This is a genomic window from Archangium lipolyticum, from assembly GCF_024623785.1.
GTDB lineage: Bacteria > Myxococcota > Myxococcia > Myxococcales > Myxococcaceae > Archangium > Archangium lipolyticum.
In genome coordinates this window covers 400,977-413,405 of record NZ_JANKBZ010000005.1, presented here as the reverse complement: position 1 = coordinate 413,405, position 12,429 = coordinate 400,977, and the positions used below count along the sequence as shown (strand labels likewise).

Here is a 12,429-nt window from a genome sequence, read left to right as displayed (position 1 = left end):
GTGCGTGTCCTCTTAGCACGGGGTATGTAGAGAAGCCGTATGCCTCCTACCTGGGCCCTCTGGATCGCCTGCCTGGCCCTCGTCTTCACCCGAGGATTCATCGCCGCCGCCGAATCGGCCCTCTATGGGACCTCGGACCTGAGCGCCCAGGAGCTGGCGAAGGCCTCCCCGGTCTCTGGTGGCCGGGTGCTGCGCCACAAGACGGAGCGGGAACCCACCGCCACCGCGTTGCGCGTGGGCATGGTGCTCAGCGGCTTCCTGGCCGCCGCTATCGGCGCCTTCGTGCCGCCGCAGTTGCTCGACTTCACCCGTCTGGGTGAGGCGCCCTGGCTGGACGTGGCCACCGTGCTGGCCGGCTCCCTGCTGGTGGGCCTGCTGGCCACGCTCGTCGAGGTGACGATGCGCGGCCTGGCCAACGCCGGTCCCGAGCGCTGGGCCCTGCGCCTGTCGTGGTTGGTGTCGCTGCTCGTGCTGCTCTTCTACCCGCCCATGCGCCTGCTCATGGGGCCCATCAACCTGGTGGCGCGCGGCTTCGGCCGCACCCTGCGCTTCGAGCCCCCGCCGCCGCCGCTCGAGGAGTTGGAGAAGCTGCTCGCCGCCCAGGCGGCCAAGGAGGAGGTGGATCAGAGTGCTCCGCAGCTCATCCGCTCCATCTTCGAGCTGTCGGACAAGCGCTGCCGGGACGTGATGGTGCCGCGCACGGAGGTGGTGTGCGTGGACATCTCCACCCCGCCCGAGGAGGTGTTGCGCCTGCTGGCGGAAGAGAACCACTCGCGCATCCCCGTCTACCGGGACGACGTGGACCACATCCTCGGCGTGCTCCACGCTCGAGACCTCATCCCGCTGCTGCAGCACCCCGAGCTCATCGTGCTGCAGGACACCATCCGCCCCGCGCACTTCGTCCCGTGGCTCAAGCCCATCGGGGACCTGCTGCGCGAGATGCAGCGCAAGAAGATCCACATGGCCATCGTGGTGGACGAATACGGCGGCTTCATGGGGATCGTGACGTTGGAGGACATCCTCCGGGAGATCGTCGGCGACATCGGCGACGAGTTCGAGGTGGAGGAGAAGCAGGTGGAGAAGCAGGCCGACGGGAGCTTCCTGGTGGACGCGGCCCTGGAGGTGGATCAGTTCACCCAGGCCTTCGGCTTCCCGTTACCGGAGGGCGACTTCGACACGCTGGGCGGCTTCCTGTCCTCGCTGGCGGGCCACCTGCCGGACGTGGGCGAGCGCTTCACCTTCAACGGCTGGGCCTTCACCGTCCACGCCAAGGAAGGGGCGCGCATCGACCGCGTGCGGATGACCAAGCTCAAGACGCCCACCAAGGAGCCCACGCCGCCCAAGGAGACCCCGAGCAAGGACTCCGTGGGACAGGAGCTCAAGGTCTGAGCTAGCGGCGGCGGCCGCGCAGCCGCTCCAGCTCCGCGAGGGCCTCGGCCAGCTTGCGCTCGGACTCCTCGCGACGGTGGGTTTCCTCGAGGCGCAGCCGAGCCTCCTGGACGAGCCGCTGCTCCAGCTCGGCACGCATTTGAGCCTCCTCGGTGCGGTGAGCCTCCGCCTCCCCCACCATCCGTTCGAGCGTGGAGATCATCTCGTCCGCCTCCGGCAGCGCGGCCCGGCCGAGATAGAAGCGCAACCGCTCGCCCTCGAGCTGCAGCTCCAGGCCAAGCACCTCGGACGTGTAGAACCCGTGCTGCGGCACGATGGGCTGGTAGACGCGCCGTCCCTCCCCGGCCAGCCGCCAGCCGGTCAGCTTCAGCCGCCCCCGGTCGAAGAGGAAGTACTCGCGGATGCCGAGCCGGGCGAAGCGCTCCACGTTCCGCTCCAGGTCCTTGCGCCGCTCACCCGCGACATGGATTTCCAGGGCCAGGTCGAGCCCCTTGCCCTCGGCGCTCACCACCCAGCGCATGCGTGAATGGGGCTCCACGTCCATCACGGCGATGACATCGGGAGCGAACATGCGCTCGCCCGGGTAGTACACGGGCAGCTCACATCCCAGGTACACCTTGCGTCCGATGCGGGAGAAGAAGCCTCCCAGCACCTCGCGAACACGCACCTTGGCTTCGAAGTGCGGATCTCCTTCAGGAGGATTCGCCTCGGAGACCGGAAACTCGAACGGCAGGCTGTCGACGATGCGGGCGCGCTCCTCGGGAGTGAGCCGCTCCCAGACTTCCTGGGGAGGCGCACGCGGATCGTCCGGATCGAAGCGATAGGAGTCAGCGCTCATGGTGCTGGTAGACACACTAAGTCCCTCCAGGAAGGTGACCAAGTGGGGCCGGCGAACAAGCGTCGAGCAGACGGCGTCCAGCCAGCCACCTGCCTCCCACCCCACCTTGAACATGGGGACATGAGACGTGACTTCATGGGTCAGGTCAAGCCGTCCGACACCCGGTGCCGCGCCTCAGCGCCTCACTCCGGCGCGAGCACCATGGGCCGGAAGTACTGGAGCCGCAGGGTCCGCTCCGCGCGGAAGGGCAGCAGGCGCACCGTCTCTCCGCCAAAATCGAGCGCCACGCCGCCGCCCACCTCCACCCGCCATGTGCGCGGAGGAACCTCGGCCCCTCCCGGCTCGGACTGCAGCGGGAAGGACACCGTCAGGGCGCGGCGCTCATCCGAGGCCAGGCGCAGGCTCACCCCGCGCGTGCCCACCGCGTAGCGCCTGCCATCCATGCGCAGCTCGAAGTCCACCCCCGTCACCTCTGCGTCCCAGAAGGTGGGGTTCTCCACCTCCAGGCGCAGGGTGAGCTCGCCAGGGCCCTTCGGGGAGAAGGAGAGGCCCACGTCCTCCACCTTCACCGCCTCGTCCAGGGCATGCGGGCGCAGCGTCACCCCGGCGCACCCGGAGAGCCACGGCAGCAGGAGCAGCGGCAGGAGCCAGCGCATCAGCCCCCCAGGAGCGGCTTGAGCGCATCCACCGAGAGCGGCCACCCGGTGCGGCGCGACAGCACCTCCAGGGCGCGGATGAACTCCGCCGCGGATTGGAATCGGCGCGCCTTGTCCGCGAAGAGGGCCTTGCGCACCACCTGCACCGCGTAGTCCGGCAGCTCTGGCTGCACGCCGGACAGCAGCGGCGCACGGGCATCGCGCACCCGGTGCATCAGCTCCGCCTCGCCATCCCCGGTGAACAGGCGCCGGTTGGACAGCAGCTCCCAGAGGATGACGCCCACCGAGTACAGGTCGCTGCGCGTGTCCACGGGCTGGCCCAGCACCTGCTCCGGGCTCATGTACGACACCGTGCCGCGCAGCGCCCCCGTGTCCCCGCGCATCACCCCTTCCACGTCCGCCACGCCGAAGTCGGTGAGCTTCACATCCCCCGCCACGCTCAGCAGGATGTTGGCGGGGTTGACGTCGCGGTGGACGATGGTGGCACCGCCCTCGCCCGCCTTCGCGCGGTGGATGTAGTCCAGCGCCTTGAGGACGCACCAGGCGATGTAGCAGGCCGCCGCCGGAGGCATCGCGGCCCCGGCCTTCATCAGCAGCTCCTGCATGAAGCCCAGCGTCCGGCCCGCCACCAGCTCCTGCACCATCAGGTAGTCCGGCCCGGCCTTGAAGAGGCGGAAGGTGCGGACGATGTGCGGGTGGCGCAGGCGTACGGTGAGCTTCGCCTCGTCGACGAAGGCCTTCACGTACGCGCCATCGTTGCGGTACGTGGGCAGCAGCCGCTTGAGCACCACCTCTTCCGGCTCCCCGGGCGAGCGCTGCGTGGTGGGCCTGGCTCGCACCTGGAACACCTCGGCCATCCCGCCTACCGCGAGACGGCCGATGACCTCATAACCTCCCAGGTCCGCTGCTTGATGCGACACGATCCGAGCCTACTCCGCTTTTCGTTGGAGCCACACTATTCCGTCAGCAGGGAGGCGAAGAGGCGCTCGTATTTCCGAGCGGAAGCGGCCCAGGAGAAGTCGCGGCCCATGCCCCTGCGCCGGAAGGCCAGCAGCCGCTCCGGCTCGGCGTAGAGGGCCTGGGCGCGGCGCAGCGCCGCCAGCAGCGCCGCCGGGTGGAAGGCCTCGAAGAGGATGCCATCCCCGTCCATGCCCCCGTCCACCGTGTCCACGAGTCCGCCCGTGGCCCGGACGATGGGCACGGTGCCATAGCGCAGCGAGTACATCTGGTTGAGGCCGCACGGCTCGTAGCGGCTGGGCATGATGAAGAAGTCCGACCCCGCCTCCACCAGGTGGGACAGCGCCGGGTCGAAGCCGATGTACGTCCCCACCTGCTCGGGGAACTGGTGCTGGAGGGCGCGCAGCCCATCCTCGAAGCGGGCCTCGCCGCTGCCCACCGCGACGAAGCGGATGTCGGACTGGAGGGCCTGGGGCATCACCTCCAGCAGCAGGTCCACCCCCTTCTGCCAGGCCAGCCGCGAGACGATGCCGAACACCGGGGCCTGGGTGTCCTCCCGCAGCCCGGCGCGGCGCAGCAGCGCGCGCCGGCAGACGGCCTTGCCGCTCAGGTCATTGGCCCCGTAGCGGGTGGGGAGGTACGTGTCCGTCTCCGGGTTCCACTCGTGCACGTCGATGCCGTTGATGATGCCGGTGAGCACCCCGCGCCGGCGGCGCAGAAGCCCGTCGAGGCTGGCTCCGCCCTCGGGCTCCTGGATCTCCTTGGCGTAGGTGGGCGAGACGGTGGTGAGGGCGTCGGAGAACTGGATGCCGCCCTTGAGGAAGTTCACCGCGTCCCAGAACTCGAGCCCGTGCTCGGCGTTGAAGAGGTCCCACGGCAGCCCGAGCTCGTCCATGACGTGCTTCCCGAACTGGCCCTGGTAGGCGAGGTTGTGGATGGTGAGCACCGTCTTGGCGCGGGCGAGGGCGGTGCCCTGGAAGCCGCGCTGGAGGGCCACGGGCGTCAACCCGGTCTGCCAGTCGTTGAGGTGGATGATGTCCGGGAAGAAGCGGAGGCGCTGGGCGACCTGGAGGGCGCCGATGGAGAGGTAGGCGAAGCGCCGGTGGTTGTCGCCGAACTCGCCCCAGGAGTCGCCGTAGATGCCGGAGCGTCCGTAGAAGTGCTCGTTCTCGAGGAAGAGGACTTCCAGGTTGGGCGACTGGCGGAGGGAGAGGATGGGCCCGCGCTCGACGCCGAAGGGGAAGCGCAGCTCCAGCTGGTGGCCGGTGGGGGTGAGACGCGCGTCCTGGATGGAGGCGTACCGGGGGGTGACGACCTTGACCTCGTGGCCGAGCGCCGCGAGCTCCGCGGGCAGGGCACCGGCTACGTCCCCGAGCCCACCCGTCTTGGAGAAGGGTGTGACTTCGGAGGCCACGTAGAGAATCTTCATGGAATGAGACGATGCCGTGTGTGACGGGCGAGTCAACCCAAACACGCGGCTCGCACTCTGGGAGTGGGTTGGTATGGTAGGGGGCGTGGAACTACCCAAGGATCCCTTCGAGCGTTTCGCGGTCCTCTACGAGGAGGCGAAGCGAGTCATCCCGGTGGACCCCAACGCCATGGTGGTGGCGTCGGTGGGGCCCGACGGCAAACCGTCCACGCGCGTGGTGCTGTTGAAGGACTTCGACGCGCGGGGCTTCGTCTTCTACACGAACCTGGAGAGCCGCAAGGGGCGGGAGCTGCTGGCCCACCCCTGGGCGTCGCTCTGCTTCTTCTGGCAGCCGCTGGAGAGACAGGTGCGGGTGGAGGGGCGAGTGGAGCGGGTGTCGGACGAGGAAGCGGACGCGTACTTCCAGAGCCGGCCGAGAGGGAGCCAGGTGGGGGCGTGGGCGAGCCTGCAGAGCCAGCCGTTGCCGTCGAGGGAGCTGCTGGAGAAGCGGGTGGAGGAGCTGACGCGCGAATACGAGGGGCAGCAAGTACCGAGACCGCCGCACTGGTCGGGGCTGAGGGTGGTGCCCGAGCGAATCGAGTTCTGGCACGCGAGGCCGAGCCGGCTGCATGACCGGCTCGTGTACGAGAGAGAAGGAAGCGGCTGGAGAACGGTAGTCCTCTACCCGTAACCCGCCCCTCCAAAAAAACCCCTCTCCCACTGGGAGAGGGACGGGGTGAGGGGATGAAGCCCCTGGGGTTCAACCCAAGGACCTACCAGGGCAGTTCCTGACCATCGTGGTCGAAGAACCGGCCACCGTGCTCGGCGGACAACCGGTCGATGACCTCGAGCATGGAGCGGACGGACTGTTCAGGGCGGAGGGGAGCCTCGGGGCCGCCCATGTCGGTCTGGACCCAGCCGGGGTTGAGGGCGATGGTGACGAAGCCCTCGCCGCGCAGCTCCAGGTGCATGTTGCGCATGGCCATGTTGAGGGCGGCCTTGGAGAGGCGGTAGCCATAGAAGCCGCCCATGCCGTTGTCGGCGATGGAGCCCATGCCGGAGGTGATGTGGACGACGCGCCGCGCCGAGCCGAGCCGGAGCGAGGGCAACAGGGCGGCGGTGAGGCGGAGGGGACCGAAGGTGTTGACGGAGAGGGTGCCGGCGACGTCGTCGAAGTCGAGCCCGGAGAGGGGCTGGTTCTTGCCGAAGACGCCGGCGCTGTTGATGAGGACGTCGAGGGGCTGGCCGTGGCCCACGGAGGAGGCGAAGTCCCTCACGCTGTGAGGATCCGAGACATCGAGCGGGTGTACGCGGAGCCGGCCGCCGGAGGAGAGGGCGAGCTCCTGGAGGTGCCGGGCCGCGGAGGGGGCACGGACGCCCGCGTCGATGGAATCGCCGCGGTTGAGCAATTGACGAACGAACTCGAGACCCAGACCGCGACTGGCACCAGTGATGGCATAGCGCATGGCCCCATTAAATGTGTCTTGGGGCTGCAAAGACATGACGCTCCGCGGCACTTGACGGGGGAGTGATGACCGGTTGAAACCGGTATTTGCACCAGGAGTGGAACCAGTCACATGAGCGTCGTCATCATTGGAGGAGGGGTCAGCGGGTTGACACTGGCCCAGGGGCTGCGCGCGAGGGGAGCCGAGGTGACGCTGCTGGAGGCGGGAGCGCGGCTGGGGGGCAACATCCAGACGAGGAAGCGGGAGGGCTTCATCACGGAGGCGGGGCCGAACAGCTTCGTGGACCGGGAGCCGAGCCTGAGGGAGCTGGCGGCGAGCCTGGGAATCGAGGGGCGGATCCGCGCGGCGGACCCCGGGGCGAAGAGGCGCTACCTGTACACGCGAGGGAAGCTGAGGGCGCTGCCGATGTCGCCGCCGGCGTTCCTGAAGTCGGACATCCTCCCACTGGGAGCGAAGCTGCGGATGGCGGGGGAGCTTTTCACGCGGCGTGCGCCCGAGGGGGACGAGTCGCTGGGGGCGTTCGGGCGCCGACATGTGGGGAAGCTGGCCACAGAGGTGCTGGTGGACGCGATGCAGACGGGCATCTACGCGGGGGACGTGGAGGCGCTGAGCGTGGGGGCCGTCTTCCCGAAGGTGGTGGAGCTGGAGAGGAAGCACCGCAGCCTGGTGTTGGGGATGGCGCGTGCGAGGGCGGAGGAGCGCAAGGCGCTGCCGCCGGGAGAGGGAGCGCCGAGGCCGACGGGGGCGGTGTGCTCGTTCGACGGAGGCCTGGAGGTGCTGGTGGAGGCGCTGGCGCGGGAGCTGGGGCCGGCGGCGCGGACGGGGGCGCGGGTGACGGGACTGAGGCGGGAGGGCACGGGCTGGAAGCTCGCGGTGGAGGAGCACGGCCTGCAGGCGGAGCTGGAGGCGGACCAGGTGGTGCTGGCGGTGCCGGCGTACGTGGCGGCGGGGCTGCTGAGGCCGCTGGACGAGAAGCTGGCGACGCGGATGGAGGGCATCGCGTACGCGCCGATCGCGGTGGTGCACCTGGGCTTCGCGCCGGGCTCGATGCCGCCGCCGGACGGCTTCGGCTTCCTGGTGCCCACGGTGGAGCGGCGGCGCATCCTCGGCACCATCCACGCCTCGTCGACGTTCCCCTGGCGGGCCGAGGGCGGGCGCATCCTCTATTCGTGCATGGTGGGAGGGGCGAAGAGGCCGGACCTGGTGGAGCTGGATGAAGAGGCGCTGGTGAAGCTGGTGCGCGAGGAGCTGCGGGAGCTGGCCGGGGTGACGGCCGAGCCCATCTTCTCCGAGGTCATCCACTGGAAGCGGGGCATCCCCCAGTACAACGTGGGGCACCTGGACCGGGTGGCGGCCATCGACGAGGGAGTGGCGCGCTGGCCGGGACTGCACCTGACGGGCAACGCCTACAAGGGAATCGGCATCCTCGACTGCATCCGGCACGCGCGGTCGCTGGTGGACACGCTCGCGCGTTGAGGGGAGCGGGAGACCGTTCACCGGCGGCTTCCGACCGCTCGCCAGGACGGCCTCCCATGTCAGGGGCGGACGAGACACTCTCCGGATGACCCCCACTCCGGAGCCAACCATGCGCGCCTCGCTGCTCGTGCCCCTGGCCGTCCTCCTCTTCCCCGTGGTTCTGCTGGGCGCGCTGGCACTGGGCGCCAGGGAGACGAGGGAAGCGAGCACGTGAGCCTCACCGCCTGGGCCGAGGGCGGGTGGTATGCTGGCTCGCGATCCGCCATGAACGAAGGTTCCATCGTCCGCGCCACGCTCAAGGCGCTCCTGGTGCCCAGGCGGCTGATCCCCATCGTGCTCGTGTGCCTGCCGCTGGTGGCGGCGCAGGCGCGCTTCAGCGAGCAGAGCATGGCGGGCCCGCTGGGGGTGCTGATGTGCGCCCTGTGCGTGGCGGTGGCCCCGGTGTCCTACCGCGTCATCTTCCCCGAGGGACTCGACTTCAGCCACGGAGGCATCCGGCTGCTGCTCTACGCCACGGTGGGAGTGGGCGTCGTGCTCTCGGTGGGCGTGGTGCTACCGCAGTTGCTGGACATCGGGCGCACCTTCCTCACGGACCGGTACAGCCTGGCGGTGTGCATGGGCCTGTTCCTGGTGGGTGGCTGGGGACTGGGGAGGGACATCGGCTTCGAGGAGAGCCTCGCTCGCGAACGGGCCCGTGCGGCCCGGCTCGAGCTGGAGGCGGAGCAGGCGCAACTGCTGGCGCTGCGCAGCCACCTGGATCCGCACTTCCTCTTCAACACGCTGAACGCCATCGCCGAGTGGTGCCAGACGGATGGAGCCGTGGCCGAGGCGGCGGTGCTGAGGCTGTCGGCCATGCTGCGCAGCGTGCTGGCCGGGGTGAGGGCCGCCACCTGGCCGCTGGAGCGCGAGTTGGAGCTGGTGCGCACCCTGTTCGACCTGCACCTGCTGAGAGATCCGGACCTCTTCCAGCTCTCGGTGGAGGTGGAGCCAGGGCTGGAGTCCTTCCCCGTGCCGCCGCTGGTGCTGTTGCCCCTGGCGGAGAACGCGGTGAAACACGGGCCCGCCGCTGGCCATCGGGGGCCCATCGCCCTCACGGTGCGGGCACGAGGCGACGAGATCGCCTTCACCCTGGAGAACCCCGGCACCTCGAAGGGGCCGCGCGAGGGGAGCAGCGGCCTGCCCACGGTGGAGCGCCGGCTCGCGCTCGCATACGCCGGACGCGCGAGCCTCGCGCTCACCAGCGAGGCGGAGCGCACCCGAGTCGCCGTCACCCTGCCCCGCTCCGGCCCCGTGCCCGGCGTCGTCACCTGAGCGACCGCGGGTCCCCCTTCATCGAGAGGAGGGTCTGCTCACTGTGGCCACGGCCTTCGCATGAGCAATGGCGTTCAAGCTCTCCTTCCGGAGGAAGTGCTCCTTGCGGATGCGCAGGACCCTTCGCTCCGCGTCCTCCAGCATGTCCCAGGCCTCTCGAGCTCGACGGGGGAAGAGGTGGAGGGATTGCACGTAGAGACAGGCGCTGTGGACGCGCAGGGCGAGGTTGGAGAAGCCGAGCCGTTGGACACGACGAAGCCACTGGCCGAACTCCTCCCAGGGCATGTCGAACGAGTACGACTGAGAGACGAGCTCCTCCGCGATGCCGCGCCGGGTCTGCTGACGCTCGACCTCGGTCTTCGCCTCGCGTAACCACCGTTTCTCCAGCTCCAGCAATGCGCGCCTGATCTCCTCGTATGGGGCATCGGCCTTCAGCAGCTTCAAGAGGAGCTGATCCTTTTCCGGCCCGCGCGCCAGTCCTCGCTCTTTTCGTGTGCGTCGCATGCTCACGTTCCCGGACAGGGCTTATCGTTGGTCTCCTTGGGCCATAACAGGTAGCGCTTAGAGGCATCGAAGCACACTTTGCACTGTGTCTCGTGCCAGACGCGGGCATCAATGATTCCTCCGCCAGCATCAATGCCCCTGTCATGGGCCGGCGTGCAGATGTCCTTGCGCCACATCTCCTTCTCCCTCAGAATTGTCGAAAGAGCGAGCAGAGCCACTGTGGCTAGGAGCCTTCTGCCCAACCAGAGCGAAGCATCAACTAATGGCCCTGTAGATGCAGCCATCCGCGAGGGGAGCAAAATCCTATGGAGCAAGCCATTCCGGAAGCTGTTGAACTTCAACAACGACTGGATCATCGAGTTCGCATCATTGAGCACGGGACAGTTGGTTGGCCTCATGGGAAGTAACGACGAACCCAAGAAGAAGGACCCCATGACTCAACGGTTCGCCAAGGAGAGAGTTCCGACTACAGATCTCAACGGAGATCCACTAGGCGGAACCCAATGGGAAACTCTGGAAACGCTTCTCTTGTCGAGTCAAACCTCCAAAATATAAAAATTAAAACACCCATCAAAAAAAACATAGGCAAAAATGCAAAGTCTTTGGAATGTACTTGGATTTCGCGAAAACCCATATTTCGCAACTCCACTGAGTATTTCACGAGAGGGTGTGGATCTTTTTGTTGGTCGAGGCGCAGAGATACGGCGCTTGATGGGGAAGTGGGATTCCGCCACAGGGACTACAACAGTCATTGGCGGAAACATCGGAACTGGCAAGACCAGCTTCTTGAACGTCTGTCAGTATCTTTGTTTGATGGGGAAAAGAGATTTTGACCTTGTATTTGATCCTCCATTGATCATGCCTTGCGTCAAAACTGTGCAGCTCGAAGAAAAGATCGAGGAACACAATCTACTAGGCAGATTCATCCGCTCTGCGATCAACTCCGTCAAATGGAGTTGTAGCCTCCTCGGAGAACCCATCCCATCTATCGTTGCCGAAACAGCGGATTGGATGGACTCGCTTAATCAATCCGAGAGCACATCAAAGGGAGGCGGCGGGACAGTCATGGGGGTCGGCGCCAATGCTACATTCTCTTCCACTGTTTCTAAGAGGAAGCTGGAAGACTTTTCTCCAGATTCTTTGGTTGATCGGTTGGCGGCCCTTGCGGATTCCGCAAGACAAATACGCAGTTACCGCGGCATCGTCATGGCCATCGACAATATAGAAATGGTCGACTCAGACGATGTTATCAAACTATTAAACAAATACCGCGACACTCTTTTTGCAATGAAGTCCATCTGGTGGGTCCTGATTGGCCAGCGGGGCCTATATGACTTGATTGACGCAGAAGCCCCGAGAGTTACGCAGCGAATCAAAGGCACGGAAACGACCTTGGAAGGACTTTCGTGGGATGATTTCAATCTCGCCACACAAGCCCGCTTAAACTTTTATCGACTTAGAGATGATGCCGTTGCGCCTATTGGCGAAGAGCTACTTCGGGTTCTATTTGACGCATCGTCTGGAGAGATCCGATACGTATTCAAGGTTGCAGATGAGATTATAACTGACGCCATTGCTGACGATCCAAAATTGCGCACCATCCCGCCCTCGCAGGCTGAAAAAATTCTTCAAACCTCCACCAAGCAGCAGCTCGGCCGATTGAAGCTCTCGGATAGAGAGAAACGGGTATTGCGGTTGATCTGCGAAAAAGGATCAGCACGCCCCAAAGACTACAAGGATTACAGCATTCAAAATGCGCCAAATTTCATCCAGGGCTATCTCCAACCCTTGCAAGAAAAGGGACTTCTTGCCAAATCAACCCAAGGCAATGCGGCCACTTATGCGCCACGCCCACTGGCGATTCTTGGTTCGAGGTTCAAGCTGCTTGTTTGATGGGGCTCCGAGTATTATCCTCAACCGCCAATCAACAACAAAGAGCCGAAGGGAAAACCCCGTAGCAAGTGCACCCGTGAGCACCAAGCACCAGACTCAACTGCCTGTTCACTCCGGCGACGCGAAAACAACTGATGGCGCTTCCTAAAATTTTGACATCGACCAAATTTGGTAATTCTCTGGAAAGGTGGTCAGGGTCAACATCGAGTCGCCACCTCAGAACGAGGTGACGGAGGCACGCATGCCTCAGAGGCTGTGTATTGTGATTGAGTAGAGCAGGCCAAGTACGCGGATGCTGTGCCTGCACCACCCAATCCTTAAAACAAGCTTTCCCTGCGCACATCCCCTTAAAGCGAATGTCTCTCCAGTAGTGGTCACACCCAAGGAGTAGGACGACCCAGCATCACCGTGTAACTCTCTTGACCCAGTGCAAACGAGAGGGTCAGGCCTCGCACGGGTGGGGAGGCCACGAGGAGAACGCGTGGAGAAGAAGACCGGGTCGAACTGGGAGGAAGCCGAGAAGGTGGGCCG

General features: G+C 65.9%; 11 protein-coding genes. 5 read left to right on the top strand and 6 right to left on the bottom strand.

Going from position 1 to position 12,429, the window contains the following annotated elements:
* Nucleotides 1-39: 39 nt before the first annotated feature.
* Nucleotides 40-1,389, top strand: a complete 1,350-nt coding sequence (locus NR810_RS14555) for a hemolysin family protein (RefSeq protein WP_257453005.1) — start codon at nt 40-42, stop codon at nt 1,387-1,389.
* A gap of 1 nt (nt 1,390) precedes the next feature.
* Here the strand turns inward: NR810_RS14555 and NR810_RS14550 are convergent, their stop codons facing one another.
* The 4 genes from NR810_RS14550 to glgA form a co-directional block, all read right to left on the bottom strand.
* Nucleotides 1,391-2,227 carry a Uma2 family endonuclease gene (locus tag NR810_RS14550; RefSeq protein WP_257453258.1) on the bottom strand — a complete coding sequence of 279 codons (837 nt, stop codon included), beginning with the start codon at nt 2,225-2,227 and terminating at the stop codon, nt 1,391-1,393.
* 182 nt (nt 2,228-2,409) lie between these two features.
* On the bottom strand, nt 2,410-2,883 hold the full coding sequence (locus NR810_RS14545; protein WP_257453003.1) for a hypothetical protein: 474 nt from the start codon (nt 2,881-2,883) through the stop codon (nt 2,410-2,412).
* Nucleotides 2,883-3,803 carry a serine/threonine protein kinase gene (locus tag NR810_RS14540; RefSeq protein WP_257453001.1) on the bottom strand — a complete coding sequence of 307 codons (921 nt, stop codon included), beginning with the start codon at nt 3,801-3,803 and terminating at the stop codon, nt 2,883-2,885. Before NR810_RS14540 ends, NR810_RS14545 begins: the two co-directional genes overlap by 1 nt.
* Nucleotides 3,804-3,838: 35 nt before the next feature.
* Nucleotides 3,839-5,269, bottom strand: coding sequence for a glycogen synthase GlgA (glgA, locus tag NR810_RS14535; protein WP_257452999.1), 1,431 nt, complete (start codon nt 5,267-5,269; stop codon nt 3,839-3,841).
* A gap of 73 nt (nt 5,270-5,342) precedes the next feature.
* On the opposite strand from glgA, the gene pdxH reads away from it, so the two are divergent.
* Nucleotides 5,343-5,939, top strand: coding sequence for a pyridoxamine 5'-phosphate oxidase (gene pdxH / locus NR810_RS14530; protein WP_257452996.1), 597 nt, complete (start codon nt 5,343-5,345; stop codon nt 5,937-5,939).
* A gap of 82 nt (nt 5,940-6,021) precedes the next feature.
* On the opposite strand, the gene NR810_RS14525 is transcribed toward pdxH, so the two are convergent.
* On the bottom strand, nt 6,022-6,714 hold the full coding sequence (locus NR810_RS14525; protein WP_257452994.1) for an SDR family oxidoreductase: 693 nt from the start codon (nt 6,712-6,714) through the stop codon (nt 6,022-6,024).
* 111 nt (nt 6,715-6,825) lie between these two features.
* Here NR810_RS14525 and hemG point away from each other — a divergent pair, with 111 nt between their 5' ends.
* Complete coding sequence (gene hemG, locus NR810_RS14520) at nt 6,826-8,190, top strand: protoporphyrinogen oxidase (RefSeq protein ID WP_257452991.1); 1,365 nt, start codon at nt 6,826-6,828, stop codon at nt 8,188-8,190.
* 264 nt (nt 8,191-8,454) lie between these two features.
* Nucleotides 8,455-9,501, top strand: coding sequence for a sensor histidine kinase (locus tag NR810_RS14515; protein WP_257452977.1), 1,047 nt, complete (start codon nt 8,455-8,457; stop codon nt 9,499-9,501).
* Nucleotides 9,502-9,519: 18 nt separating this feature from the next.
* Here NR810_RS14515 and NR810_RS14510 read toward each other — a convergent pair whose 3' ends face one another.
* On the bottom strand, nt 9,520-10,005 hold the full coding sequence (locus tag NR810_RS14510) for a hypothetical protein (RefSeq protein WP_257452975.1): 486 nt from the start codon (nt 10,003-10,005) through the stop codon (nt 9,520-9,522).
* A gap of 591 nt (nt 10,006-10,596) precedes the next feature.
* Here NR810_RS14510 and NR810_RS14505 point away from each other — a divergent pair.
* On the top strand, nt 10,597-11,898 hold the full coding sequence (locus tag NR810_RS14505; protein WP_257452973.1) for a hypothetical protein: 1,302 nt from the start codon (nt 10,597-10,599) through the stop codon (nt 11,896-11,898).
* Nucleotides 11,899-12,429 lie beyond the last annotated feature (531 nt).